Source organism: Streptomyces sp. NPDC006309 (assembly GCF_040613095.1).
GTDB lineage: Bacteria > Actinomycetota > Actinomycetes > Streptomycetales > Streptomycetaceae > Streptomyces.
In genome coordinates this window covers 99236-125652 of the sequence record NZ_JBEXRO010000014.1, presented here as the reverse complement: position 1 = coordinate 125652, position 26417 = coordinate 99236, and the positions used below count along the sequence as shown (strand labels likewise).

General features: G+C 72.2%; 24 protein-coding genes and 1 riboswitch. Of the genes, 12 read left to right on the top strand and 12 right to left on the bottom strand.

The window, feature by feature from the left end; all coding sequences use genetic code 11:
- Positions 1 to 75 precede the first annotated feature (75 nt).
- The 5 genes from tsf to ABZ117_RS19795 all read left to right on the top strand — a co-directional run bounded on the left by tsf (position 76) and on the right by ABZ117_RS19795 (position 5415).
- Positions 76 to 912, top strand: a complete 837-nt coding sequence (gene tsf, locus ABZ117_RS19815) for a translation elongation factor Ts (protein WP_356822445.1) — start codon at positions 76 to 78, stop codon at positions 910 to 912.
- Positions 913 to 1141: 229 nt separating this feature from the next.
- Complete coding sequence (gene pyrH, locus ABZ117_RS19810) at positions 1142 to 1900, top strand: UMP kinase (protein ID WP_356822444.1); 759 nt, start codon at positions 1142 to 1144, stop codon at positions 1898 to 1900.
- Between the two features lie 184 nt (positions 1901 to 2084).
- Positions 2085 to 2642, top strand: coding sequence for a ribosome recycling factor (gene frr / locus ABZ117_RS19805; protein WP_356822443.1), 558 nt, complete (start codon positions 2085 to 2087; stop codon positions 2640 to 2642).
- Positions 2642 to 3892: a phosphatidate cytidylyltransferase gene (locus ABZ117_RS19800; protein ID WP_356822441.1), complete on the top strand. Its 1251-nt coding sequence runs from the start codon at positions 2642 to 2644 to the stop codon at positions 3890 to 3892. The genes frr and ABZ117_RS19800 overlap by 1 nt, the downstream gene beginning before the upstream one ends.
- 284 nt (positions 3893 to 4176) lie before the next feature.
- Positions 4177 to 5415 (top strand): cytochrome P450, encoded by a 1239-nt coding sequence (locus ABZ117_RS19795; RefSeq protein ID WP_356822439.1) that lies wholly within the window; start codon positions 4177 to 4179, stop codon positions 5413 to 5415.
- A 47-nt stretch (positions 5416 to 5462) separates the two neighbouring features.
- Here ABZ117_RS19795 and ABZ117_RS19790 read toward each other — a convergent pair whose 3' ends face one another.
- Entirely contained in the window at positions 5463 to 5783 is a 321-nt protein-coding gene (locus ABZ117_RS19790; RefSeq protein WP_356822437.1) for a hypothetical protein, read from the bottom strand.
- Between the two features lie 3 nt (positions 5784 to 5786).
- A complete protein-coding gene (locus tag ABZ117_RS19785) occupies positions 5787 to 6089 on the bottom strand; it encodes a hypothetical protein (RefSeq protein WP_356822436.1) in 303 nt (100 codons plus the stop codon).
- Between the two features lie 308 nt (positions 6090 to 6397).
- Between ABZ117_RS19785 and rlmN the strand changes: the two genes are divergently transcribed.
- The 4 genes from rlmN (at position 6398) to ABZ117_RS19765 (ending at position 11458) form a co-directional block, all read left to right on the top strand.
- Positions 6398 to 7504 carry a 23S rRNA (adenine(2503)-C(2))-methyltransferase RlmN gene (gene rlmN, locus ABZ117_RS19780; protein WP_356822434.1) on the top strand — a complete coding sequence of 369 codons (1107 nt, stop codon included), beginning with the start codon at positions 6398 to 6400 and terminating at the stop codon, positions 7502 to 7504.
- A gap of 23 nt (positions 7505 to 7527) precedes the next feature.
- Positions 7528 to 7635, top strand: a riboswitch (TPP riboswitch).
- Positions 7636 to 7716: 81 nt separating this feature from the next.
- The gene (locus ABZ117_RS19775; protein WP_356822432.1) at positions 7717 to 8799 is read left to right on the top strand and encodes a thiamine ABC transporter substrate-binding protein; all 1083 of its coding nucleotides are present in this window, start codon (positions 7717 to 7719) and stop codon (positions 8797 to 8799) included.
- 38 nt (positions 8800 to 8837) lie between these two features.
- Positions 8838 to 10439, top strand: a complete 1602-nt coding sequence (locus ABZ117_RS19770; protein ID WP_356822430.1) for an iron ABC transporter permease — start codon at positions 8838 to 8840, stop codon at positions 10437 to 10439.
- On the top strand, positions 10439 to 11458 hold the full coding sequence (locus ABZ117_RS19765) for an ABC transporter ATP-binding protein (protein WP_356822428.1): 1020 nt from the start codon (positions 10439 to 10441) through the stop codon (positions 11456 to 11458). The genes ABZ117_RS19770 and ABZ117_RS19765 overlap by 1 nt, the downstream gene beginning before the upstream one ends.
- Before the next feature lie 365 nt (positions 11459 to 11823).
- Here ABZ117_RS19765 and ABZ117_RS19760 read toward each other — a convergent pair whose 3' ends face one another.
- The 7 genes from ABZ117_RS19760 to ABZ117_RS19730 all read right to left on the bottom strand — a co-directional run bounded on the left by ABZ117_RS19760 (position 11824) and on the right by ABZ117_RS19730 (position 18634).
- Entirely contained in the window at positions 11824 to 12561 is a 738-nt protein-coding gene (locus ABZ117_RS19760) for an LAETG motif-containing sortase-dependent surface protein (RefSeq protein ID WP_356822426.1), read from the bottom strand.
- A gap of 162 nt (positions 12562 to 12723) precedes the next feature.
- On the bottom strand, positions 12724 to 13851 hold the full coding sequence (locus ABZ117_RS19755; protein WP_356822425.1) for a Rossmann fold nucleotide-binding protein: 1128 nt from the start codon (positions 13849 to 13851) through the stop codon (positions 12724 to 12726).
- A 37-nt stretch (positions 13852 to 13888) separates the two neighbouring features.
- Positions 13889 to 14296 carry a VOC family protein gene (locus ABZ117_RS19750; RefSeq protein ID WP_356822423.1) on the bottom strand — a complete coding sequence of 136 codons (408 nt, stop codon included), beginning with the start codon at positions 14294 to 14296 and terminating at the stop codon, positions 13889 to 13891.
- A gap of 107 nt (positions 14297 to 14403) precedes the next feature.
- Complete coding sequence (locus tag ABZ117_RS19745) at positions 14404 to 15831, bottom strand: hypothetical protein (protein ID WP_356822421.1); 1428 nt, start codon at positions 15829 to 15831, stop codon at positions 14404 to 14406.
- Positions 15813 to 16553 (bottom strand): ATP-binding cassette domain-containing protein, encoded by a 741-nt coding sequence (locus ABZ117_RS19740; RefSeq protein WP_356822420.1) that lies wholly within the window; start codon positions 16551 to 16553, stop codon positions 15813 to 15815. The genes ABZ117_RS19745 and ABZ117_RS19740 overlap by 19 nt, the downstream gene beginning before the upstream one ends.
- A gap of 195 nt (positions 16554 to 16748) precedes the next feature.
- Complete coding sequence (locus ABZ117_RS19735; protein ID WP_356822419.1) at positions 16749 to 18131, bottom strand: aspartate aminotransferase family protein; 1383 nt, start codon at positions 18129 to 18131, stop codon at positions 16749 to 16751.
- The gene (locus tag ABZ117_RS19730) at positions 18116 to 18634 is read right to left on the bottom strand and encodes an Lrp/AsnC family transcriptional regulator (protein ID WP_356822417.1); all 519 of its coding nucleotides are present in this window, start codon (positions 18632 to 18634) and stop codon (positions 18116 to 18118) included. Before ABZ117_RS19730 ends, ABZ117_RS19735 begins: the two co-directional genes overlap by 16 nt.
- 172 nt (positions 18635 to 18806) lie before the next feature.
- Between ABZ117_RS19730 and ABZ117_RS19725 the strand changes: the two genes are divergently transcribed.
- Together ABZ117_RS19725 and ABZ117_RS19720 are read left to right on the top strand one after the other, a co-directional pair.
- Positions 18807 to 20243: a gamma-aminobutyraldehyde dehydrogenase gene (locus ABZ117_RS19725; protein WP_356822415.1), complete on the top strand. Its 1437-nt coding sequence runs from the start codon at positions 18807 to 18809 to the stop codon at positions 20241 to 20243.
- Between the two features lie 193 nt (positions 20244 to 20436).
- Positions 20437 to 21630, top strand: coding sequence for a spermidine/putrescine ABC transporter substrate-binding protein (locus ABZ117_RS19720; RefSeq protein ID WP_356822414.1), 1194 nt, complete (start codon positions 20437 to 20439; stop codon positions 21628 to 21630).
- Positions 21631 to 21717: 87 nt separating this feature from the next.
- Here the strand turns inward: ABZ117_RS19720 and ABZ117_RS19715 are convergent, their stop codons facing one another.
- The 3 genes from ABZ117_RS19715 to ABZ117_RS19705 all read right to left on the bottom strand — a co-directional run bounded on the left by ABZ117_RS19715 (position 21718) and on the right by ABZ117_RS19705 (position 24945).
- A complete protein-coding gene (locus tag ABZ117_RS19715; protein ID WP_356822412.1) occupies positions 21718 to 22851 on the bottom strand; it encodes a serine hydrolase domain-containing protein in 1134 nt (377 codons plus the stop codon).
- Between the two features lie 149 nt (positions 22852 to 23000).
- On the bottom strand, positions 23001 to 23720 hold the full coding sequence (locus tag ABZ117_RS19710; RefSeq protein WP_356822410.1) for a glycerophosphodiester phosphodiesterase: 720 nt from the start codon (positions 23718 to 23720) through the stop codon (positions 23001 to 23003).
- Positions 23721 to 23739: 19 nt separating this feature from the next.
- A complete protein-coding gene (locus ABZ117_RS19705; protein WP_356822562.1) occupies positions 23740 to 24945 on the bottom strand; it encodes an adenosine deaminase in 1206 nt (401 codons plus the stop codon).
- 17 nt (positions 24946 to 24962) lie between these two features.
- Between ABZ117_RS19705 and ABZ117_RS19700 the strand changes: the two genes are divergently transcribed.
- A complete protein-coding gene (locus ABZ117_RS19700; protein ID WP_356822409.1) occupies positions 24963 to 25892 on the top strand; it encodes a DUF4190 domain-containing protein in 930 nt (309 codons plus the stop codon).
- Positions 25893 to 26417 lie beyond the last annotated feature (525 nt).

Sequence of the window (26417 nt, the reverse complement as noted above, 5' to 3'; positions counted from 1 at the left end):
ACGCGGACCACGGACCGGACCGCGGACCGTGCGGATCTGAAGATCTTCCAGACTTCGAGAAAGACTCACAGACTCATGGCGAACTACACCGCCGCCGACGTCAAGAAGCTCCGTGAGCTCACCGGCGCCGGCATGATGGACTGCAAGAAGGCGCTGGACGAGGCCGAGGGCAGTGTCGACAAGGCCGTCGAGGCGCTGCGCATCAAGGGCCAGAAGGGCGTCGCCAAGCGTGAGGGCCGCTCCGCCGAGAACGGCGCCGTGGTCTCCATCATCGCCGGCGACAACTCCTCCGGTGTCCTGGTCGAGCTGAAGTGCGAGACGGACTTCGTCGCCAAGAGCGAGAAGTTCCAGGCCGTGGCCAACACCATCGCCGAGCACGTCGTCAAGACGAACCCGGCCGACATCGAGGCCCTGCTCGCCTCCGAGATCGAGGCCGGCAAGACCGTACAGGCGTACGTCGACGAGGCCAACGCCAACCTCGGCGAGAAGATCGTCCTGGACCGCTTCGCGCAGTTCACCGACGGCTACGTCAGCGCCTACATGCACCGCACCATGCCCGACCTGCCCCCGCAGATCGGTGTTCTGGTCGAGTTCGACAAGCCGAACGCCGAGGTCGCCAAGGGCGTCGCCCAGCACATCGCCGCCTTCGCGCCGAAGTACCTCTCCAAGGACGAGATCCCGGCCGAGGTCGTCGAGTCCGAGCGCCGCATCGCCGAGGAGACCACCCGCGCCGAGGGCAAGCCCGAGGCCGCGATCGCGAAGATCGTCGAGGGTCGTCTGAACGGCTTCTTCAAGGACGCGACGCTGCTCGGTCAGCCGTACGCGCTCGACAACAAGAAGTCGGTCCAGAAGGTGCTGGACGAGGCCGGTGTCACCCTGAAGCGCTTCTCGCGCATCAAGGTCGGCATCTGAGTCCGGACCGCGATCGACACCCGGCCCGCGGGGATATCCCCGGGGAGATTCCCGGAGAAATCCCGATAGGGTCGACCGCAGTCGTCCGCGCACACCGCCACACCCCGGCGTGAGGGCGGACGGCAGCAGATCTGACGAGGAGGCCATTGCCGCGCATGGGAGCGAAAACCACCCCCATCGGCAATGGCCTTCTTCGTATGCGCACCACGTGAAAGAGGCGGGATCCCCCATGACCACCAAGGCCCAGAAGAGCGACGACGGCAAAGTACACGGCCGGTTTCTGCTGAAGCTGTCCGGAGAGGCCTTCTCCGGTGGCGGGGGCCTGGGCGTCGACCCCGACGTGGTGCACAAGATCGCCCGCGAGATCGCCGCCGTCGTGCGTGACGGCGCGCAGGTCGCGGTCGTCATCGGCGGCGGCAACTTCTTCCGTGGCGCCGAACTCCAGCAGCGCGGCATGGACCGTGCCCGCTCCGACTACATGGGCATGCTCGGCACCGTGATGAACTGCCTCGCCCTCCAGGACTTCCTGGAGAAGGAGGGGATCCAGTCCCGCGTGCAGACCGCCATCACCATGGGCCAGGTCGCCGAGCCGTACATCCCGCTGCGCGCCGTGCGCCACCTGGAGAAGGGCCGCGTGGTCATCTTCGGCGCCGGCATGGGCATGCCGTACTTCTCCACCGACACCACCGCCGCCCAGCGCGCCCTGGAGATCGACGCCGAGGCGCTGCTCATGGGCAAGAACGGTGTGGACGGGGTCTACGACTCCGACCCCAAGACCAACCCCGACGCCGTCAAGTTCGACGCCCTCGGCTACGGCGAGGTCATCACCCGGGAGCTCAAGGTCGCCGACGCCACCGCCATCACCCTGTGCCGTGACAACAAGCTGCCGATCCTCGTCTTCGAGCTTCTCGCCGAGGGCAATATCGCCCGGGCCGTCAAGGGTGAGAAGATCGGCACGCTGGTGGGCGAGCAGGGCAACCGGGACTGACCGGCACACCCCCGCCGCCTCGGGCGTACCACCTGTCCGGGGGACGGACGGGACGCACCCCGGCCGGGGGATGGACAATGTCCTGACGGTCGGGAACCGTGCAGGAAGAAGACGCGACGCAGCCGGCCGCCGCCTCGACGAGGAACCGCAGCCGGGCCTTACTCAAGACACGCAGGAGCAAGTGGTGATCGAAGAGACCCTCCTCGAGGCCGAGGAGAAGATGGAGAAGGCCGTCGTGGTCGCCAAGGAGGACCTCGCCGCGATCCGCACCGGCCGAGCCCATCCGGCGATGTTCAACAAGATCGTGGCCGAGTACTACGGGGCCCCGACCCCGATCAACCAGCTGGCCTCGTTCTCCGTGCCGGAGCCGCGCATGGCGGTCGTGACGCCGTTCGACAAGACCGCGCTGCGCAACATCGAGCAGGCCATCCGCGACTCGGACCTGGGCGTCAACCCCAGCAACGACGGCAACATCATCCGGGTGGTGTTCCCCGAGCTGACCGAGGACCGGCGCCGCGAGTACATCAAGGTCGCCAAGAGCAAGGGCGAGGACTCGAAGGTGTCCATCCGTTCCGTGCGCCGCAAGTCCAAGGACACCATCGACAAGTTCGTCAAGGACGGCGAGATCGGTGAGGACGAGGGCCGCCGTGCGGAGAAGGAACTCGACGACCTGACGGCCAAGTACGTCGCCCAGGTGGACGAGCTCCTGAAGCACAAGGAAGCGGAGCTGCTCGAAGTCTGATGAACGACTCTTCCTGGGGGGCGCCGCCGTCGGCGGGGCAGGCCGGGTACTGGGGTCCCGCCGACGGCGGACCTGCCCAGCCTGCCCCGGGGGCCGTCCCGGCGGGTCCCGCATACGATGCGCCTGAGGCGCAGCAGACTCGCCCCATGCCCATCGTGCCCGACGTACCCGCGTACGGCGGGGACCAGGACGACGACCGGGGGGCCGCTCGGCTGAGCGGCCCCTCGTTCCCGAGTGAGCCGTTCCCGAACGAAGCCCTCCACAACGGCACGTTCCGGAATGACACCTTCCGGAATGACACCTTCCAGGACGAGGCGTTCCCGAACGAGCCGTTCCCGAACGAGGCGTTCCAGACCGGGGGACTCCCCGCCGAGACCCAGAACCCGGAGCCCATGCCCGACGCCCCGCAGCCCCCGCCGCCGGCGCCGCAGAAGAAGAGCGCGGGCCGTGACCTGAGCGCGGCCATAGGGGTCGGGGTCGGGCTCGGTGTGGTGATCATCGCCTCGCTGTTCATTGTCAAGTCCGTGTTCATCGGCGTCATAGCGGTCGCCGTCGTCGTCGGTCTGTGGGAACTGACGAGCAGGCTCCAGGAACGCAAGGGCATCAAGGCGCCGCTCGTGCCGCTGGCGGTCGGCGGCGCGGCGATGGTCGTCGCCGGGTATGTGCGCGGCGCCGAGGGCGCGTGGGTCGCCATGGCCCTGACCGCCCTGGCCGTGCTGGTCTGGCGCATGACGGAACCACCGGAGGGCTACCTCAAGGACGTCACGGCCGGCGTCTTCGCGGCGTTCTACGTGCCCTTCCTGGCCACCTTCGTCGCGATGATGCTCACCGCCGACGACGGGCCCTGGCGTGTCCTGACCTTCCTGCTGCTGACGGTCGTCAGCGACACCGGCGCGTACGCGGTCGGCTGGCGCTTCGGCAAGAACCGGCTCGCCCCGCGCATCAGCCCCGGCAAGACCCGCGAGGGCCTGCTGGGCGCCGTGCTGTTCGCGATGGTCGCGGGCGCGCTGTGCATGCATTTCCTGATCGACGACGGCATCTGGTGGCAGGGCCTGCTGCTGGGCCTCGCGGTCGCGGCCAGCGCCACGCTGGGCGACCTGGGCGAGTCGATGATCAAGCGGGACCTGGGCATCAAGGACATGGGCACCCTGCTCCCCGGTCACGGCGGCATCATGGACCGGCTGGACTCCCTGCTGCCCACGGCTCCGGTGGTGTGGCTGCTGATGGTGGTCTTCGTCGGCGGCGGCTGAGAGCGCCGAGCCGGGCACCGTACGACTTCCGGGCCCCCGTCCGCACACAGGACGGGGGCCCGTCGTCATATCCAGACCTGGGACCTGACCGTGTCCCGGCATCAGCCCCGCTGGAAAGCCGTCGTGCGTCCCGGAACCACCCCTGCTCCGGAGGCGGCCGGTCCCGGGGAAGGCGGCACCCGGATGCCGCAGCACGACTCGGCGGGTGAGCTCCGGGCGCGGCAGACTCCCTTCAGAGGACGGCGTTCCCCCGCCGCCCGGCCACGCAGCAGGGAGTGTGTCCGATGCCCCTCGACCCAGCCGCCGTACCGCCCTCCGCCCCGTCTCCGCCGCGGGTGAGGTTCTGGCCCGTCGACGACCTGCCCGCACTCGACCCCGACCCGTTCCTGGACGAGGTGCTGCGCGAGGAGCCCGTCACCCGGATCAGGCTGCCGTACGGGGAGGGCCACGCCTGGCTGGCCACCCGGTACGAGGACATCCGCTTCGTCACCTCCGACCCGCGCTTCTCCCGGGAACAGGTCGTCGGCCGCGACGTCACCAGCATGCGCCCGGAGCCGGTTGCCTCGCAGACGGCGGGCCTGCAATACATCGACCCGCCCCGCCACAACCGGCTGCGCCGGGTCGTCGCCCGCGCGTTCACCGGCCGGAGCATGCAGCGGCTGCGCCCGCTGGCCGAGCGCCGGGCCGCCGAGCTGCTCGACGGGATGGAACGCGCCGGCGCACCGGCCGACCTGATGGAGCACCTGCACGGCCCCTTCCCGATCGCCGTGATCCGCGACTTCCTCGGCGTGGAGGAGAAGGACTGGCACCGCTGGGCGGAGACGGGCGAGGCACTGCTGTCCGCGGGCGCCGAGTCCAAGGAGCGCGCCGCACAGGTGGCCCGGACCAACCGCGCCCGCATCGCCGAACTGCTCCGGCACCGCCGTGCGGAGCCCCGCGAGGACCTCGCCGGGGTGCTGGCCCAGGCCGTCACGGCGGGTGAGATCACCGACGACGAGGCGATCTCCCTCGCCACCGCCGTCCAGGTCAGCGGCGGCCACGCCGTCCGCAACAACAGCGGCTCGATGATGTACGCGCTGCTCACCCACCCCGGGCACCTGAACCGGCTGCGCCGCGAGCCCGAGCTGCTGCCCCGGGCCGTGGACGAGCTGTTCCGCTACGTCCCGCACCGCAACGGCGTCGGCATCCCCCGGATCGCCGTGGAGGACGTCACCGTCGGCGGCCAGTTGATCCGGGCCGGTGAGGTCGTCTACAACGCGTACGTCGCCGCCAACCGCGACCCCGAGGTGTTCCCCGACCCCGACGCCCTGGACTTCGACCGCGAGAACCGGGCCCACCTGGCGTTCGGCCACGGCCCGCACCACTGCCTGGCCGCCGTCATGGCCCGCATGGAGGCCGAGGTGGTGATCGGCGCCGTTCTCACCCGCTTCCCCGGCATCCGGCTGGCGGTGCCCCCACAGGAGGTCGAGTTCCAGCGCCAGGGCCTGATCCGCGGCCCGAGGACCCTGCCCGTGACCTGGTGAGAGGCGAGATCCCCCTCTGTGCCGGGACCCGGGCGTGGGCGTCACTGCTAGAGGTGCGGACCGATCAGCAGCACGGTGATCACGGACACCTCGTTGCCCTGCTCGTCCTTCTCGTTCGGGCCGTACATCCAGTAGACGCGCCAGGCTGACGCCGTCTGGTTCTCCACGTAGGAGTCCCAGACCTTCTCGCTCGGCAGATTCGGGAAGTGCTCGTACTGGTGGGAACGCAAGCCCGGATATCTCGGGTCGATCTGGAGGCGTCCGAGGGTGCGATGAACCTTCTTCAGCTTCGAGGCGGTGGCGTTGCCGCCCGCCGTCAACCGGTCGAGCGTGGCTTCAGCGTCGTCGGAAAAGCGAAGGGTGAACAAAGGTCAGTCCTCGGTTTCGTCCTCCGCGAGGTACTGGCTGAAGTCGCCGAGGTCCTTGGTCTTCCCTTCCTTGGCCTGCTGCACTCCGCGGCGAACGCGATCGGCTACCTCGTGGTCTGTCCAGACCAGTAGTTCGCGCTCGGGGATGGAGACGACAGGGGTCAGCAAGAGCACACCGTCGGGGTCGGCCTCCACCCGGTAGCGCCGGCCCGGCTTGGCTCCGGCGCGTCCGAGGGAGACGCGTCCTCGGGCGTCGACTTCGGTCTCTGCTATGGCTTCGAACTCCTCGCGCGCATTGGTCCTCATGGCTGCACTCCTTGGTGGTCCGACGTCTCGGCGTTGGTCGGTCAACACCGCGGGAGGGCGCCGAGTCCAGGCGGGATCGCGGTATCCCCAGCCTAACCGAGGTGGGGCAAGTGGGCAATGCCCACTTGCCCCACCGACAGGTGCACGGACCCCCGGCTGCGCCGCCCGCGCCGGACGGCCGCCCGCGTTGTCCGTACCGCCCGCCGGCCGTCCGGCCGCTGAGCGACGACCGGCGAACAGCACGAAGGGCACTCGTAGCGGGCGACGGCCCCAGGTCACCCGATTGGATCTGCGACACTGGTAGAGCCATGCCTAAGCCCGGAGAACTCACCTTTGTCGCGCCGCGCGGAGCCAAGAAGCCGCCGCGGCATCTCGCCGACCTCACGCCCGCCGAGCGCAAGGACGCGGTGGCCGAGATCGGTGAGAAGCCGTTCCGTGCCAAGCAGCTCGCGCAGCACTACTTCGCGCGGTACGCGCACGACCCCGCGCAGTGGACCGACATCCCCGCCGGGTCGCGCGGGAAGCTGCAAGAAGCGCTGCTGCCGGAGCTGATGACGGTCGTCCGGCATCTGTCGACCGACCAGGGGACCACGCGCAAGACGCTGTGGCGGCTGTTCGACGGCACGCTGGTCGAGTCCGTGCTGATGCGGTACCCGGACCGGGTCACCATGTGCATCAGCTCCCAGGCCGGATGCGGGATGAACTGCCCGTTCTGCGCCACCGGGCAGGCCGGTCTGGACCGGAACCTGTCCACCGCCGAGATCGTGCACCAGATCGTGGACGGGATGCGGGCGCTGCGGGACGGGGAGGTGCCGGGCGGACCGGCGCGGCTGTCCAACATCGTCTTCATGGGCATGGGCGAGCCCCTCGCCAACTACAAGCGGGTCGTCGGCGCCATCCGGGCGCTCACCGACCCGGCCCCGGACGGGCTGGGACTGTCCCAGCGCGGGATCACCGTCTCGACCGTCGGACTGGTGCCGGCCATCCACCGGTTCTCCGACGAGGGCTTCAAGTGCCGGCTCGCGATCTCCCTGCACGCCCCCGATGACGAACTGCGCGACACCCTCGTCCCCGTGAACACGCGGTGGAAGGTGCGCGAGGTGCTGGACGCCGGTTTCGAGTACACCGAGAGGTCGGGCCGCCGGCTGTCGATCGAGTACGCGCTGATCCGGGACATCAACGACCAGGCCTGGCGCGGTGACCGGCTCGGCCGGCTGCTCCGGGGCAAGCCCGTGCACGTCAACCTCATCCCGCTCAACCCGACCCCGGGTTCGAAGTGGACGGCCTCCCGGCCGGAGGACGAGAAGGCGTTCGTGGAGGCCATCGCCGCGCACGGCGTGCCGGTGACCGTCCGGGACACCCGTGGACAGGAGATCGACGGGGCCTGCGGTCAGCTCGCGGCCACCGAGCGGTAATCTGACCACGTCCACATATCTTCATATTCCGACAGGGGAGCGCCACAGCGCTGAGAGTGCGGCAACCGGGCCGCAGACCCTCTGAACCTCGCCCAGGTCATTCTGGGTAGGAAGTTCGGTCACCACTCAAGCTGTTGCGCCCTGCCCGGCCTCCCTCGCGGAGGCCCGGGCAGGGCCGCGTCTCTTCCTGGCCCACCCCAGGAGGACATCCAGTGCACAACAAGACCCTCGTGGCCGTGGCGGCGGGGCTAGGTCTCCTCGCCCTGCCCGCGCTGACCGGGTGCGGGTCGTCGGACACCGGGAAGCCCACGGACTCCAGGACCGTCACCCTCGTCAGCCACGACTCGTGGAGCGTCTCGAAGAACGTCCTGAAGGACTTCGAGAAGCGGTCCGGGTACCAGGTCAAGGTCCTCAAGGACGGCGACGCCGGCCAGGCCGTCAACAAGGCGATCCTCACCAAGGACAACCCGCAGGGCGACGTCCTCTTCGGCGTCGACAACACCCTGCTGTCCCGCGCCCTGGACAACGGGCTGTTCCAGCCGTATCAGGCCAAGGGATCCGGCACGGTCCTGCCGCAGTACCAGGTCGACCGGACGAGGCACCGCGTCACGCCCGTCGACACCGGCGACATCTGCGTCAACTACGACAAGGCCTACTTCAGCGCGCACCGGCTGACCCCGCCGCGGTCCTTCGCCGACCTCGCCGATCCTCGCTACAAGAACCTGCTCGTCACCGAGAACGCGGCCACCTCCTCACCGGGCCTCGGCTTCCTCCTCGGCAGCGCCGCACAGTTCGGCGACGCGGGCTGGCAGGACTACTGGAAGAAGCTCAAGGCCAACGGCGTCAAGGTCGTCGACGGCTGGGAGCAGGCCTACGACCAGGAGTTCTCCGGCTCCACCCAGGGCCGCAAGGCCGGCGGCGACCGCCCGCTCGTGGTGTCGTACGCCTCCTCCCCGCCCGCCGAGGTGATCTACGCCAAGAAGCGGCCCGCCACCGCCCCGACCGGTGTGGCGAGCGGCACCTGCTTCCGGCAGACCGAGTACGCGGGGCTCCTGAGCAACGCCCGCAACCCCAAGGGCGGCAAGGCGTTCCTCGACTTCCTGCTCAGCAAGGAGTTCCAGGAGGACATGCCGCTGAACATGTTCGTCTACCCCGTGCGCGAGGCCGCCCAGGTGCCGCCGGACTTCCTGAAGTACGGCCCCCAGGCCAAGGACCCGCAGACCATGGCCCCGGACCGGATCGCCGCCAACCGCGACCAGTGGGTCAAGACGTGGACGTCACTCGTACTGAGGTAGCCCGGACCCGGCGGGGGAGCGCGGCGCGGTTCGGGCTGATGGCCCTGCCCGTCGCGTTCTTCGCGCTGTTCTTCGCCTGGCCCGTGGCCGCGATCGTCGCGCGCGGCCTGAAGGCGGACGGCGGCTGGCGGCTCGGACGGATCGCGGACGTCGTCACGCAGCCCGACATCCGGCACGTGCTGTGGTTCACCACCTGGCAGGCGCTGGCCTCCACCGCGCTCACCCTGCTGCTCGCGCTGCCCGCCGCCTACGTCTTCGCCCGCCTGCGCTTCCCGGGCAAGCAACTGCTGCGGGCCGTGGTCACCGTCCCGTTCGTGCTCCCGACCGTCGTCGCCGGCAGCGCCTTCCTGGCCCTGCTCGGGCACAACGGGCTGCTCGACCAGTTGTGGGGCGTACGGCTCGACACCACCGTGTGGGCGATCCTGCTGGCCCACGTCTTCTTCAACTACGCGGTCGTCGTCCGCACCGTCGGCGGTCTGTGGGCCCAGCTCGACCCACGCCAGGAGGAGGCCGCCCGCCTGCTGGGCGCCTCCCCGGCGAAGGCCTGGCGGCAGGTCACCCTGCCCGCGCTCGCGCCCGCCGTGGCCGCCGCCGCGCTGATGGTGTTCCTGTTCACCTTCACCTCCTTCGGCGTGGTGCAGATCCTCGGCGGCCCCACCTTCTCCACCCTGGAGGTGGAGATCTACCGGCAGACCTCCGAGGTCTTCGACCTGTCCACGGCCGCCGTCCTCACCCTCGTGCAGTTCGTCGCCGTCGGCGCGATCCTCGCCGTGCACGCCCGGACCGTACGGCGGCGGGAGACCGCCCTGCGCCTGGTCGACCCGAAGGTGACCGCCCGCCCGCCGCGCGGCGGCGGCCAGTGGGCGCTGCTCGCCGGGGTCCTCCTGACGATCGCCCTGCTCCTGGTGCTGCCGCTCGCCGTGCTCGTCCGGCGCTCCCTCGACGCCCCCGGTCTCGGCTACTACCGGGCCCTGACCGACTCCGACGGCGGTACGTTCCTGGTGGCGCCCGTGCACGCCGTGTGGACCTCGCTGGAGTACGCCGTCGCCGCCACCGCCATCGCCGTCCTGGTGGGCGGTCTCGCCGCCGCCGCGCTGGCCGGGCGGGACGCGGGACGACTGGTGCGGGGCTTCGACGCGCTGCTGATGCTGCCGCTCGGCGTCTCCGCCGTGACCGTCGGCTTTGGTTTCCTGATCGCGCTGGACAGGCCGCCGCTGGATCTGCGCCAGTCGTGGATCCTGGTGCCGCTCGCCCAGGCCCTGGTGGGCGCCCCCTTCGTCGTACGCACCATGCTGCCCGTGCTGCGCGCGGTGGACGGACGGCTGCGGGAGGCGGCGGCCGTGCTCGGGGCCTCGCCGTGGCGGGTGTGGCGGGAGGTGGACCTGCCGTTGGTGCGGCGGGCGCTGCTGGTCTCGGCCGGGTTCGCGTTCGCCGTGTCGCTCGGGGAGTTCGGGGCGACCGTGTTCATCGCCCGCCCCGACAACCCCACCCTCCCGGTCGCCGTGGCCCGCCTGCTGAGCCGTCCCGGAGACCTCAACTACGGCCAGGCGATGGCCCTTTCGACCATTCTCATGGTGGTGTGCGCCGCCGCGCTGCTGATCCTGGAGCGGCTGCGGACCGACCGGACGGGGGAGTTCTGATGCTGCTGAGCCTCGACGCCGCGACCGTGTGCCTCGGCGGGCGGCCCGTGCTCGACGCCGTCGGCCTCGACGTCGCCGAGCATGAGGTGGTGTGTGTGCTCGGGCCCAGCGGCAGCGGCAAGTCGACCCTGCTCAGGGCCGTGGCGGGACTGCAACCCCTGGACGCCGGGCGGGTGCTGCTGGACGGCCGCGACCAGACCCATGTCCCCGCGCACAAGCGGGGAATGGGGCTCATGTTCCAGGACCACCAGCTCTTCCCGCAGCGGGACGTCGGCGCGAACGTGGCGTTCGGGCTGCGTATGCACGGCGTCGCCAGGGGTGAACGGGACCCCGAGGTGGGGCAGTTGCTGGAGCTCGTCGGGCTGCCCGGTGCCGCCCGGCGGGCCGTGGCCTCCCTGTCCGGCGGCGAGCAGCAGCGCGTCGCGCTGGCCCGCGCCCTCGCGCCCCGGCCCCGGCTGCTGATGCTGGACGAGCCGCTCGGCCAGCTCGACCGCTCGCTGCGGGAGCGGCTGGTGGTGGAACTGCGGGAGCTGTTCGGGCGGTTGGGCACCACCGTGCTCGCGGTCACCCACGACCAGGGGGAGGCGTTCGCGCTGGCCGACCGGGTGGTGGTGATGCGCGACGGGCGGATCGCGCAGTCGGGCACGCCGCTGGAGGTGTGGCAGCGGCCCGCCGACGCGTTCGTGGCCCGGTTCCTCGGTTTCGACAACGTGGTGGGGGCGACCGTCGCCGGCACGGTCGCCGACAGCCCGTGGGGCAAGGTGCCGGTGCCCGACGGCTCGGCGCAGGGCGCCCGCACGATTCTCGTCCGGCCCGCCGGGATCCGGCTGGTGCCCGTGGACCAGGGCCTGCCCTGCACGGTGACCGCCCGTACGTTCCGGGGCACTCATGTGGCCGTGCGCCTCCAGCCGGAGGGGGCCCCGTGGCTGGAGGCGGCCTGCGCGCTGCGGGACGCGCCGGAGCCGGGTGGCGTGGTCGGGGTGGAGTTCGACGTGTCCGAGACCGTCGTCCTGGACTGAGCGTCTCGCGCACGGCCACCACCGTGAGGAGACCGCCGGCCAGGTGGACCCTCGGCGGGTGAGCGGGCCGGGCCTGCCGCCGGGTGGACCGACGGCAGGTGAGCCGGCTGGGTGGAGTCGGCTGGGTGAGCCGGCCGGGTCAGCTGGCTGGGTGGGGCGGCGGAGGCCCGTGGCGGTCCGTCGGCCGGCCCGTGCTCACCGGTCCCTCGTCGGCCCGCTCCGTGCTCACCGGTCCCTCTGCGATCCGGCCCATGCTCACCGGTCCCGGCCCATGCCATCGGTCCCGCGTCGGTGCGGCCCGTGCTGACCGGCCCGCTCTCCCCCGGGTGGGGAGGGCGGGCCGGCCGGGGTGTGGCGGGGCCGGGTCAGCCGTTGTGCTTCGCCCCGCGCCGGCGCGCGCCGGCGTAGACCGCACCGCCGCCGACGACGACCAGGGCCACCGCGAGGCCGGCGATCAGGCCGGTGTGGGAGTCGGCGCCGGTCTCGGCGAGGTTGGAGTCACCGACCGCCGGGGACGGCGCGTTGCCCGGCGCGCCCGCCGGGGCGGAGCTGGACCCGGAGGCCGCCGGCGAGGGGGTCGCCGACCCCGCCGGGGCCGACGCGGACGCGGACGCGGAGGCCGGCACCGATGCCGATGCCGATGCCGATGCCGACACGGAGGGGGACGGCGGCGGTGTGGTGGAGGCGGTCGGCTTCGGGGGCTCGCTCTCCGCCTTGCAGGCGGTGGACGGGGTCACCAGGTCGGGCTTGATGTCACGGTCGACGTTGCGGGCCTTGACATGGACCCGGTAGGTGGCGCTCGGCTTCCACTGTTCGGGGAACGTGATCCGGGCGCCCCCCTTCGAGCCCTTGACCGGCTGTTCGCCGACCTTCGTCTCGACGCCGCCGTCGCCCTCGAGGAAGACACCGACGGTGGCGTCGGCGGCGGAGGCGTCCGTGTCGGTGACGACTATGACGCCCTTGGCGCCGTCGCACCTGGCTTCGGCGGAGAAGTCTTTGATGTCGCAGGCGAGCGCGGAGCCGGTAAGGCCCAGCACCAGCGCCGCCGACCCGGAGGCGACACCCAGAACGTGCACGGAACGGCGTACGCTACGGCGAGTCATGGACAACGTTTGTCCTTTACAGAGTGCAATCGCGGGGGGTGGCGGGGGAGTTGGGGCGGAAGGCGAGGCGAGGCCCCAGCACCCCCGAGAACTCACAGGTTTATAAGCGCTCCGGAAGCAGTGTCAACGTGTGGGCCGTCAACAGCCGTTGACTTTGCCCGCTTATTGCCCGCCCAGACGTTTGATGGCGTCCGGCGCCTGCTCGATACGGTCAACGAGGGTGATACGGGACTCCATCGCCCGCCCCCGCGCCAGCGACTCCAGCAACGGCCAGGCCGGCAGGTCCCGCGTCCAGTGCGCGCGGTCCACGAGCACCATCGGGGCCGGTTCCCCGCGGGACTCGTAGTAGTTGGGCGTCGCGTTGTCGAAGATCTCCTGTACGGTCCCGGCCGCGCCCGGCAGGAACACCACCCCGGCGGTGGAGCGGGCCAGCAGGCCGTCCTCGCGGGTGGCGTTGGCGAAGTACTTGGCGAGGTGCGCGGCGAAGGCGTTCGGCGGTTCGTGGCCGTAGAACCAGGTGGGGATGCCCACCGACGTCCCGCCCCCCGGCCAGCGGTCGCGCACCTCGAAGGCGGCCCGCGCCCAGTCCGTGACCGACGGCCGGAACGAGGGCTCCTTGGCCAGCAGCCGGAGCGCGTCGTCCAGCATGTCGTCGTCGAACGGCGCGGCGTACGCGCCGAGGTTGGCGGCCTCCATCGCGCCCGGCCCGCCGCCGGTGGCGACCGTGTACCCGGCGCGGGTCAGGGCCCGGCCCAGCCGGGCGGCACCCGCGTATGCGGCCGTGCCGCGGGCCATCGCGTGGCCGCCCATGACCCCCACCACCCGGGCGCCGGCGAGGAGTTCGTCCAGGGCGTCGGAGACGGCGTCGTCGTGGATCGCCCGCAGCATCGAGGAGAAGATGTCACCGTCGGCCTTCGTCCGCTGGAACCAGGCGTACGCGCGCGCGTCCGGTGTCGCCTCGTACCCTGCCGCCAGCGAGTCGAACAGCTCGTCCGGGGTGTAGACGAAGCCCCGGTACGGGTCGAAGGGCAGCCCCGGGATCGGCGGGAACACCAGGGCGCCGGCCGACCGGACCCGGGCGGCGGCCTCGGGGGCCATCGGGCAGCCGAGGAAGACGGCGCCGGTGCTGTCGAGCCGGAGCAGGACGTCCGTACGGCCGGTCAGGTCCACGGCCTGGACGCGGAACCGGGCGAGTGTGCCGTGCTCGGCGACCACCTCGTCGAACTCGGCGAGGGACTCGATCTCGTGGTCGTGGGCGGCACGGGGCGGCTGGGCGGGTATCGGATGCACCCGCCCATGCTGGCACGGGCGTTCGGCCGGGGGGCGGTCAGCCCTGGATCGCGGCCGGATCCATCCACATCACTTCCCAGATGTGGCCGTCGAGGTCCTCGAAGGCGCGGCCGTACATGGAACCGTGGTCCTGGTTCTCGCCGGTCGCCGCGCCGCCGGCCGCGATCGCCCGGTCGACCAACTCGTCGACCTGCTCACGGCTCTCGGCGCTCAGACAGAGCATCACCTCGTTGGTGGTCGTCGCGTCGGCGATCTCCTTCTTGGTGAAGGTCGCGTAGAACGGCCGCGTCAGCAGCATCACCACGATCGTGTCGCTGATCACCACGGCGGCGGCCTTCTCGTCGCTGAACTGGGGGTTGATCGAGTAGCCGAGTCCCGTGAAGAACCTCTTGGAGGCGTCGAGGTCGGTCACGGGCAGGTTCACGAAGATCATCTGCTGGTACATGGGGGCCTCTCCCGTCGGGGCTGCGCGGTGTGTCGCTTCCGGTGGGTAGACCGGCCGGCGGCGCCGGACTCATCGCCGGACGGGGACCTTTTTCCGTGCCGGAACGCTCAGCGGGGCGCCGGCAGCGCCGACAGCGTGGCGACGGCCAGGGTGAGCGGGCCGAACAGCGTCAGCAGGGCGGCTGCCCGCAGGGCGGCGGCGGCGCGCAGCAGCATGGCGGGCGCGCCGAGGCGCAGCAGCGCGGCGACGGTGTCGGCGCGGCACTGGCGGGCCTCCACGGCCGCGGTGAGCAGCGTGGCGACCGTGCAGCCGGCGACGACCAGCGCGCCGAGCGTGGTCAGCGGGCCGGAAGAGGGGACCGCGCCACCGCCGTACAGGGCGGTCACGGCGTAACCGGCGGATCCCACCGCGCAGACCACGCCCAGCGGACGGCCGATCCGGGCGGCCTCGGCCATGAGGACCCGGCCGGCGAGCAGCCGGAGCGCCCCCGGCCGGACGGACTGGAGGAGCCGGCCGCACAGGTGGGTGAGGCCGGGGGAGGCCAGGACGAGGCCGGTCGCGGTGAGCACCCAGCCGGGGAGCGCCGTGGGGGAGAGTCCGGGCGCGACGCGGCCGGCGTAGGCGTGGACGGCGAGACCGGCGGCGAGGAGGGCCACGCCCCAGGGCAGGCCGGCGGGCGTGGCGGGTGCGCCGCCGAGGGACGCGGGCTCCGCGTCGACGCGGTCGGCGTCCGGCGCGGGCAGCGCGGGGCCGGCCGCCGTGTCCGGTGCCGCCTCACCGTGGTCCGCGCCCGCGGGGACCCTCCCGGCGTTACGGCCGGCCGCCGCCTCCCGGCCGGGGTGCCCCCCGGCCTCCGCGCCGGCGGCCCCGCGGCCGGCGTGCCCGCCGTCCCCGGTGCCGCCCGCGGGGCGCCGGCCGAATCGTGCCCCGAACCTGCCGTACGCCCCGAAGGTCTCCCGTGCCGCCGCCTCGCCGTGCGCGCCGAAGCGGCCGTACCTGCGGGCGGCCGGTGCCGCCGGGCGGGGGTCCCGCGGGCGGAGGGCCAGGGCCACCGTCGCGCTGGTGGCGGCGGGGACCAGGGCGAGCAGGGTCAGGGCCGCCGGCACCGGGAGGGGCTGGCCGGCGGCCAGGAAGTCGGCCGTAGCGTCGCGGAACGGCACGCCCGTCAGGTCGCCCCGCAGGTGGAGGAAGGACAGCAGGGCCAGCACGGAGCCCAGGACACAGGCCAGGGCCGTCGACAGGGCGGAGACGGCCATGAGGCGGGCCGGCCCGAGACCCACGGCGGACAGGCCGGGGCGCGGCCGGGTCGCCGGGTCGGTGCGGGCGACCGCGACCGCGAAGTACACCGTGGCGGCGAGCGGCACCGCGCACCAGGTCAGGCGCAGCGCGGCGGGGCCCGCGGCCTCGGGGTGGCCGAGGGCGTAACCGAGGCAGGCGAGGAGCAGGAACGCGGTGCCCGCCGCGGCCGCGGCCACCAGCAGGCGGCGCAGCTGGACGGCGGGCCGGGCGGCGCGGGTCAGACGGAGAGCGAGCACGCGGCCCGGCCTTCCGCGCCGGGGGCGTCCGGCAGCTGCACGGTGTGCACGCGCCGCCCGTCCAGCAGGGTCACCGTGCTGTCGGCGAGGGCGGCGGTGTCGGCGTCGTGCGTGGCGAGGACGACCGTGATGCCGTGCGAGCGGGCGGCCGTGGTCAGGGTGCGCAGGACGTGGGTGCGGTCGGCGCGGTGCAGGGGGGCCGTGGGCTCGTCGGCGAAGAGGACCGTCGGGGCGGGGGCGAGCGCGCGGGCGATGGCGACGCGCTGGCGTTCGGCCTGCCGCAGCTCCCGCGGGCGGCAGCGGGCCCGGTCGCCGACGTCCAGCCGTTCCAGCCATTCCAGCGCGGCGGCCTTGGCGCGGCGGCGGCCGGTGCCGCGCAGCATCAGCGGGAGAGCCGTGTTCTCCCAGACGTTCAGCTCGGGGACCAGGACCGGCTCGGGGTCGATCCAGCCGAAGCGGCTGCGGCGCAGCCGCTCGCGGGCCACCGGGCCGAGGGTGTGCACGGGGGCGCTGTTGAACCAGACCTCGCCGGTGCGCACCGGTACCTGGCCGGACAGACAGCGCAGCAGGGTCGTCTTGCCGCTGCCGCGCGGACCGCTGACGGCGAGGATCTCGCCTTCCCGCACGCCGAGCGACACCCCGGCGAGGCCGGGGGAGCCGTCGCGGTGCGTGAAGTGCAGGGAGCGTGCCCAGAGCACGTCGTTGTCCGGCGGGGACTCCATGGGCGTCACCTCGGTTCTGATCCGTATTCCCGTGCCTGATCCCCCATGTGGGCGAACGAAGCCTGGGCCGATCGGTCACTGCACGCTAGGCAGCTCACCGGGGCGGGGACGGACGGCACACGGCCCCGGGCCGCCGTTCTCACTCGAACGGGCGGCACCGGGGCCGGTGTGATCAGCTGATCGGACGCGTGCGGCTCAAAGCTTGGTCCACGCCTCGGTCAGCGTCGCGCGCAGGATCTGCTCGATCTCGTCGAAGGTGCCCTGGTCGGAGATCAGCGGCGGGGCGAGCTGGACGACCGGGTCGCCGCGGTCGTCGGCACGGCAGTACAGGCCGTTGTCGAACAGCGCCTTGGAGAGGAAGCCGTACAGGACGCGCTCGGTCTCCTCGTCGTTGAAGGACTCCTTGGTGTTCTTGTCCTTCACCAGCTCGATGCCGTAGAAGAAGCCGTTGCCGCGGACGTCGCCGACGATCGGCAGGTCGTGCAGCTTCTGGAGGGTCGACAGGAACGCGCCCTCGTTGTCCAGCACGTGCTGGTTGAGGCCCTCGCGCTCGAACAGGTCGAGGTTGGCGCAGCCCACCGCGGCCGACACCGGGTGGCCGCCGAAGGTGTAGCCGTGCAGGAAGGTGTTGTCACCCTTGTAGAACGGCTCGGCGATCCGGTCGGAGACGATGCAGGCGCCGATCGGGGAGTAGCCCGAGGTCATGCCCTTGGCACAGGTGATCATGTCCGGGACGTAGCCGAACTTGTCGCAGGCGAACATCGTGCCCAGGCGGCCGAAGGCGCAGATGACCTCGTCGGAGACGAGCAGCACGTCGTACTTGTCGCAGATCTCGCGGACCCGCTGGAAGTACCCGGGCGGCGGCGGGAAGCAGCCGCCGGCGTTCTGCACCGGCTCGAGGAAGACCGCGGCGACGGTCTCCGGGCCCTCGAAGAGGATCTCCTGCTCGATCTGGTCGGCGGCCCAGCGGCCGAAGGCCTCGGGGTCGTCGCCGTGGATCGGGGCGCGGTAGATGTTGGTGTTCGGCACCTTGTGGGCGCCCGGGACCAGCGGCTCGAAGGGGGCCTTCAGAGCCGGCAGACCGGTGATGGACAGGGCGCCCTGCGGGGTGCCGTGGTAGGCGACCGCGCGCGAGATGACCTTGTACTTGGTCGGCTTGCCCTGGAGCTTGAAGTACTGCTTGGCCAGCTTCCAGGCGGTCTCGACGGCCTCGCCGCCACCGGTGGTGAAGAAGACCTTGTTCAGGTCGCCCGGGGCGTAGTCGGCCAGCCGCTCGGCCAGCTCGACGGCCTTCGGGTGGGCGTAGGACCACACCGGGAAGAAGGCCAGCTCCTGGGCCTGCTTGAACGCGGTCTCGGCGAGTTCCGTACGGCCGTGACCGGCCTGGACCACGAACAGACCCGCGAGACCGTCGAGGTAGCGCCTGCCCTTGTCGTCGTAGATGTAGGTGCCCTCGCCCCGGACGATGGTCGGGACGGGAGCGTTCTCGTACGAGGACATGCGGGTGAAGTGCATCCACAGGTGGTCGTACGCGGTGCGGCTGAGGTCCTTGGTGCTCACGGTTATCGGGTTCCCCACATGTAGGTCTGCTTCTTCAGCTTCAGGTAGACGAAGCTCTCGGTGGAGCGCACGCCGGGCAGGGCACGGATGCGTTTGTTGATGACGCCCAGCAGGTGGTCGTCGTCCTCGCAGACGATCTCGGCGAGGATGTCGAACGAGCCCGCGGTCATCACCACGTACTCGACCTCCGACATGTCCGTCAGCGCGTCCGCGATCGACTCGACATCGCCCTCGACGTTGATCCCGACCATCGCCTGCCGGCGGAAGCCCACGGTGAGCGGGTCCGTCACGGCGACGATCTGCATCACGCCCTGGTCCAGCAGCTTCTGCACGCGCTGGCGCACGGCGGCCTCCGACAGGCCCACGGCCTTGCCGATCGCGGCGTACGGCCGGCGGCCGTCCTCCTGGAGCTGCTGGATGATGGCGAGGGAGACGGCATCCAGCTGGGGAGTGCCGTTCCTGGACTCGCGGGACGAGTCCCTCTGGTCTGCGCTTCGACTGGCCACGACCTCACTGTGCACGACGTCTCGACAGTTTTGCAAGGTGCGAGCGATGAAATTCGTTGTTTCTGAGACCAGACCTTGCGGATTTCGCAGAAGTGGCGGCGGTGGGGGTGTTGAAAACGCGGGTTCGGCGACTAGGGTGGGTGTCTCAGCGTTTGGACAGCCAGAACCCCAGATCAGGAGGCCGGCAGTGAGCACCGAGCTGCGTCGTCTGCGCAACTACATCGACGGTGAGTTCCGGGACGCCGCCGACGGACGGACCACCGAGGTCGTCAACCCCGCGACGGGCGAGGCCTACGCCACCGCGCCGCTGTCGGGGCAGGCGGACGTCGACGCCGCCATGGAGGCCGCCGCCCGCGCCTTCCCCGCCTGGCGCGACACCACGCCCGCCGAGCGGCAGAAGGCCCTCCTGAAGATCGCGGACGCGTTCGAGGAGCGGGCCGAGGAGCTGATCGCGGCCGAGGTCGAGAACACCGGCAAGCCGGTCGGGCTCACCCGCTCCGAGGAGATCCCGCCGATGGTCGACCAGATCCGCTTCTTCGCGGGCGCGGCGCGGATGCTGGAGGGCCGCTCGGCGGGCGAGTACATGGACGGCATGACCTCGATCGTCCGCCGCGAGCCGGTCGGCGTCTGCGCGCAGGTCGCGCCGTGGAACTACCCGATGATGATGGCCGTGTGGAAGTTCGCCCCGGCCGTCGCCGCCGGCAACACGGTCGTCCTGAAGCCGTCGGACACCACCCCGGCCTCCACCGTCCTGATCGCCGACATCATCGGCTCGATCCTGCCCAAGGGCGTCTTCAACGTCCTCTGCGGCGACCGCGACACCGGCCGCCTGATGGTCGAGCACGAGACCCCGGCGATGGCCTCCATCACCGGCTCCGTGCGCGCAGGCATGTCCGTCGCCGAGTCCGCCTCCAAGGACCTCAAGCGGGTCCACCTGGAGCTGGGCGGCAAGGCCCCGGTCGTCGTCTTCGAGGACACCGACATCGCCAAGGCCGTCGAGGACATCTCCGTCGCGGGCTTCTTCAACGCCGGCCAGGACTGTACGGCCGCGACCCGCGTCCTCGTCCAGGAGTCCATCCACGACGAGTTCGTGGCCGCGCTCGCCAAGGCCGCGTCCGAGACGAAGACCGGGCAGCCCGACGACGAGGACGTCCTCTTCGGCCCGCTGAACAACCCCAACCAGCTCAAGCAGGTCGCCGGCTTCATCGACCGCCTCCCGGCGCACGCCAAGGTCGAGGCGGGCGGCGAGCGGGTCGGCGACAAGGGCTACTTCTTCGCCCCGACCGTCGTCTCCGGCCTGAAGCAGGACGACGAGATCGTGCAGAACGAGGTCTTCGGCCCGGTCATCACCGTCCAGTCCTTCACGGACGAGGAGCAGGCCCTCGCGTACGCCAACGGCGTCGAGTACGCCCTCGCGTCCTCGGTGTGGACCAAGGACCACGGCCGCGCGATGCGCATGTCGAAGAAGCTCGACTTCGGCTGCGTGTGGATCAACACGCACATCCCGCTGGTCGCGGAGATGCCGCACGGCGGCTTCAAGAAGTCCGGCTACGGCAAGGACCTGTCGGGATACGGGTTCGAGGACTACACGCGGATCAAGCACGTGATGACGTCGCTGGACTGAGTCCTGACCGGCGTCCGGCAGCGCGGCCCGCGGACGGGTCACCTCCCCCTCCGCGGGCCGCGCCGCGTCATATCGCCGGGCGGCCGGGGCAAGCGGCCGGCACACGCTTGATCGACAAGGTGTCGGCCCGGCGCCGTCCCGCTCGACGCAGCGTCGATTGTCCGGCCGCGGACCTCGGCGGCATGCTTCCGGGGTGCCCCAGACTTCTTCCCGTACGTCCGCGCCGTCCCGCCGCTCCCTCCTCGCCGCCCTCGGCGGCACCGCCGCGCTCGGCGCCCTGGCCGGCTGCGGGGTGCCCGCCGCCTACGTCCGGCCCGGCGACCGGTCCGTGACCGACCAGTCGGCGGCCGACCGGAAGCTGACCTGGGCGAACTGGCCCCTCTACATCGACACCGACGACGCCGACCCCAGCCGCCGGCCCACGCTGGAGGCGTTCGGGAGGCGCACCGGGATCTCCGTCGACTACGTGGAGGAGATCAACGACAACGACGAGTTCTTCGGCAAGATCAGCCCCGCGCTGATGAACCACCAGGCCACCGGCCGGGACCTGATCGTCATCAGCGACTGGATGTGCGCCCGGTACGTCCGGCTGGGCTGGGTCCAGGAGATGGACCGCGCCCGCCAGCCGCACGTGGCGAAGAACCTGGACCCGCTGCTGCGCTCGCCCGCCTTCGACCCGGGCCGCCGGTTCACCGTGCCCTGGCAGTCGGGCATCACCGGTATCGCCTACAACCACCGCAGGCTCGGCCGCGAGATCCGCCGTGTCTCCGACCTCTGGGCCAAGGACCTCAAGGGCCGGGTCACACTCCTGTCCGGCCTGGACGAGGCGTTCGCGCTGCTCATGCAGGGCAACGGCGTGGACATCACACGGTGGACCGCCGACGACTTCCACCGGATGTGCGACCAGGTGGAGCGGGAGGTCCAGCGGGGCCAGATCCGCCGCTTCACCGGCAACGACTACACCAAGGACCTGGTCAGCGGCGACGTCCTCGCCTGCCAGGCGTACTCCGGCGACGTCATCCAGCTCCAGGCCGACAACCCCGACATCCGCTTCGTCGTCCCCGAGGAGGGCGCCGAGCTGTGGTCGGACTCCCTGATGATCCCCGACCGGGCCCGCCACAAGGCCGACGCCGAGCGCCTGATCGACTACTACTACGAACCGGGGCCCGCCGCGCGGCTCGCCGCCTGGGTCAACTACGTGTGCCCGGTCCCCGCCGCCCGCGAGGTCCTGGCCGCGTCCCGGGACAAGGACACCGCCGCCCTCGCCGACAACCCGCTGATCTTCCCGGACCCCGGCATGCGCGAGCGCCTCGCCGTCGCCCGCGACATCACGTCCACGGAACGCGGGGAGTTCGCCCGGCGGTGGAACCGGATCGCGGGTCTGTGACGGCGCGACCGCTGACCCGCAGGGTGCGGGCCGGAGCCTGCCGGACTGCTTTTGAACGCGTTCAACCACGGGCGTGGGCTTTGGGCATCAGCGGTTGAACGCGGGGAACGCGAAACGCCGGGCGACGGTGAGGCCGTCGCCCTTGGCGTCCGTGGAGTTGACCGAGTAGACCAGGGTGCGGGACAGGTCCCGGGTCGCCGCGATCACCGTCGCGTAGCCCGGGCGTGAGCCGGTCTTGCCCCAGATCACCCGGCCGTTCAAGTCGAACCGCTCCAGTCCCGCCCCGTACCGCGCCCCGGGCACGTCAGGCAGCGTGAACATCTCCGTCAGCTGCGGCTCGGGCACCACCCGGCCGCGGAACAGCCCCACCAGCAGCCGCTCCAGATCGGCGTCGGTCGATATCAGGTCGCCGGCGGCGAAGCGGTCCGTCATGTTCCAGTCGGTCACGTCGACCAGCTTGCCGTCGATCCAGTCGTAACCGCGGTTGTGCGGCCCGTGGATGCGGGGATCCGCGCCGGCCGGGAAGGAGCTGTGCCGCATGCCGAGCGGCCGGAAGATCCGCGCCTCGGCCTGGTGCGCGTACGTGTCACCGGTCACCTTCTCGATGAGCATGCCGAGCACGGTGTAGTGGATGTTGCCGTAGTCCTGCCGCGTGCCCGGCGCGTACGCCGGGCCCCGCGCGACGGAGGCCGCCACGACCTGCCGGGGCGTCAGCGTCTCGAAGCGGTGCGAGTAGCCGTCCTCGACCGTGTCACCCAGTGACGCCCCCGGGCGCAGGCCGCTGGTGTAGTCGAGCAACTGCCGTACGGTGACGGGGGCGAACTCGTCGGTGAGCAGGCCCGGAAGGTACCGCTGCACGGTGCCGTCCAGGTCGATCCGGCCCTCCGCGGCGAGCTGGAGCACGATCGACGCGGTGACCACCTTCGTCACCGACCCGGCCCGGAACCGCCCGTTCTCCAGCGCCGGGGCCCCGGTCCTGACGTCCCGTACGCCGGCCGTTCCGCGCCAGGTCCCGTCACCGCCGACGCGCAGCAACGCGGCGGTGGCGTCCTGGTCGGGGAGGCCGGCGATCGCGGCGGAGAGCGCCTCGCTGTCCGGGCCGGCCGTGACACCGGCGGCGGCCGGTGCCCTCGGGGCGGCGGACGCGGGTGCGGCCAGCGGGCCGGCGGCCAGCGCGGCGACGAGACCGGCGGACAGGAGGAGGCGGCTGTTCCGGCGCATACGGGGCTCCTTGAGAAGATCGGGAAGAGGACGCGAGATCATCCTCCGGCGCCGGGGCGGAGGGCGGATCCTCACCGAGGACGGCATACGACCCCTGCTGGTCCCCGAGCAACCGCCCCTCTCCACAGGGGAATGGCCAGGGATCACCCCTACGGGGACAGCTGGTCCCCCGGAGCCGGCGGGAACTCCGGGGCGCGCAGGGTGTGCAGGACGTCGACGCGGTTCGTCGTGATCGAGTCGACGCCGAGATCCAGCAGCCGGCGCATGGCGCGGCGGGTGTCCGGGGTCCACACCGACAGCAGGCAGCCGTCGCGGTGGACCCGGGCGGCCAGCTCCCGGTCGACCAGCGGGAACCGGTAGTTGAGCCAGCGGGGGCGCACCGCCGCCAGCAGCGCGGGCCGGGGCGGGGCCAGGGACGTCCAGGTCAGGGCGATCTCGGCGGCCGGGTCGGCGGCCCGGACGGCGAGCATCGCCTCGGCGCCCGCGCAGTAGTAGGCGCGGTCCCGGGCCCCGCTCTGCCGTACGGCGTCCAGGACCCGCTCGACCGTCCGGCGGTCGACCCGTCCGCACAGGTCCACCATGACCCGGGCCTCGCCGGTCGCGGACAACGCCTCCGCCAGCGTGGGCACACCGCCCGCCGTGAGGCCGCGCACCTCCTCGGCGGACAGCGCGCTCAGCGGCCGCCGCACCCCCCACAACCGCTGGAGCGTGTCGTCGTGCAGCAGCACGGGGACGCCGTCACGGGTGAGCCGTACGTCGATCTCGACGGCGTCGGCGCCCCGGTCGAGCGCGGAACGCAGCGAGTCGGTCGTGTTCTCACGGAAACGGTAGGGGTCGCCGCGGTGGGCCACGGCGGTCACGGTCTGCATGAGCCCATTGTGGTGGGCGTCAGGAGGCGAGCCGCCCGGCGGTGTACGTGTCGATCTCCGCGATGATCCGTGCCTTGCCCTCCGCGTCCAGGAACGAGGCCTCGACGGCGTTCTTCGCGAGGCCGGCGAGACCGCGCTCGTCCAGGCCCAGGAGGCGGGCGGCCACCGCGTACTCGTTGTTGAGGTCGGTGCCGAACATCGGCGGGTCGTCCGAGTTGATCGTGACCAGCACCCCGGCGCGCGCGAACTCCGCGAGCGGGTGCTCCTCCAGGGTGCGGACCGCGCGGGTGGCGATGTTGGAGGTCGGGCACACCTCCAGCGGGATGCGGTGCTCGGCGAGGTGGGCGAGCAGCCGGGGATCGCGCGCGGAGCTGGTGCCGTGCCCGATCCGCTCGGCGCGCAGCTCGGTCAGCGCGTCCCACACCGTCTGCGGCCCGGTCGTCTCACCGGCGTGCGGAACGGAGTGCAGGCCGGCGGCGAGGGCCCGGTCGAAGTACGGCTTGAACTGCGGCCGGGGCACACCGATCTCGGGGCCGCCGAGCCCGAACGACACCAGGCCCTCCGGGCGGATCCGGTCGTCGGTGGCCAGCCGCGCGGTCTCCTCGGCCGCGTCGGGACCGGCCTCGCCGGGTATGTCGAAGCACCAGCGCAGTACGGTCCCGAACTCGGCCTCGGCCGCCTTGCGGGCGTCCTCGATCGCGGCCATGAAGGACCGCTCCTCGATCCCGCGGCGGATGGAGGAGAAGGGGGTGATGGTCAGCTCGGCGTACCGCACCTGCTGCCGGGCCAGGTCCCGGGCCACCTCGTAGGTGAGCAGCCGGACGTCCTCCGGGGTGCGGATGAGGTCCACGACCGACAGGTACACCTCGATGAAGTGCGCGAAGTCCGTGAAGGTGAAGTAGTCGGCCAGGGCCTCGGGGTCGGTGGGGACCTTGGAGTCGGGGTGGCGGGCGGCCAGTTCCGAGACGATCCGGGGGGAGGCGGAGCCGACGTGGTGCACGTGCAGTTCGGCCTTGGGCAGCCCGGCGATGAAGGCGCGCAGATCGCGGCCGGTGGTGCCGGCGGCGGGTACGGAGCTGTCGGTCAAGGGGTCCTCCCCGGGACGGGCGCCCGCGGGACGGCGTCGGTCGTGCGGGCGCGGTGATCGGCTGATCGGTGACGCCGGATCATCGTAGGCCCCGGGCCGCGGTGTCCCGGCCTGCCCGTAGCATGACGGGACGTCCAGCGGAGGGTTCTTCCACCATGTCCGACGAGGTGCCGCAGTCCACGCCGGGGGAGCAGGCCGCCGGGCACGGGTCCGGGGCGCCCCGGGTCTCCCTGCACAAGGACGCGGCGGCCCGGGCCGCGGGGGAGGCACCGGTGCGGGACGCTGTCCCGGCCCCCGGTTCCGGCCCCGGCTCCGTCCACGACCAGCGAACGCTGACCTCGTTCCCCACGGCCCCGGAGGCGCCCGCCGGCGCCGCCGCGCCATGGGCGAGCCCCGCCGCCGGCTCCGCCCCGACGAGCCCGGCCCAGCGGCCGAACCCCTTCGCGCCACCGACTCCGGCCACGCAGGGCAACCCGTACGCGCCGCCGTCGCCTCCCTCGGCCCAGCAGCCGAACCCGTACGCGCCGCCGGCCTCGACTCCGGCCCCGCAGGGGAACCCTTACGTGCCCCCGGCCTCCGCCTCAACCCCGGCCCCGCAGCCGAACCCGTTCACGCCGCCGGCCGGCATCCCGCAGCCGAACCCCTACGCGCCGCCGGTGCCTCCCACCGCGGGGCAGGGGGCGGCGGACCCGGTGCCGCCGCCTCCCATCGCCCCCGGCGGCCCCGGTCAGGTGCCGTACGGCTACCCGGGGACGGCTCCGGCGTACGGCTACCCGGGCGCCTCGCCCGCCCCGTACGGCGGCGGCCCCGGTTACGCCTGGCCCGGAACGCAGCCGCTTCCGAACAACGGCATGGGGACGGCCTCGCTGGTACTCGGCATCATCGCGGCGGCCGGTTTCCTGCTGTGGCCGGTGGCGCTGGTGCTCGGCGTCCTGGCGGTGATCTTCGGCGCGGTGGGCAGGTCCAAGGCCCGCCACGGCGAGGCGACCAACCCGGGCGTGGCCCTGGCCGGCATCATCTGCGGGGCCGCGGGGATCGTCCTGGTGGCGGCCCTGTTCGCCTTCGCCGTCGCGGTGTACACCTGAGACCCCACCCCGGACAACGCCCCACCCCGGACAACGCCCCACCCCGGTTCGGCCCGCGTCCCGGTTCGGGCTCCCGCCCTGACTCGGGTTCCCGCCCCGATACGGGTTCCCGTCCCGGTTCGGGCTCCCGTCCCCCCGCTCGGGCCGCCGTTCCCGCTCGGACACCCCGCCTCCGGCTCGGGGCACCCGTCCGGCGGCTCGTCTCCGTTCGGGCTCCCGTCACCGCGACTCGGGCCCACGTCCCCGCTTGGGCACCCTCCTCCGGCTCGGGGCCCCCGCCCTGTCCCGGCGCCCCCGCCCCGTCTCGACGCCTGCCTGCGGTCGGGCCCCCGCCCTCCGTTCCGGTGCCTGTCTCCGCTCGGGCCTCCGTCCCGGCTCGGGCCCTGCTCCCGGCTCAGGCTCCCGTCTCCGCTCGGGCGCCCACCTCCGGCTCGGGGCCCCCGCCCTGTCCCGGCGCCCCCGCCCCGTCTCGACGCCTGCTTCCGGTCGGGCCCCCGCCCTCCGTTCCGGTGCCTGCCTCCGCTC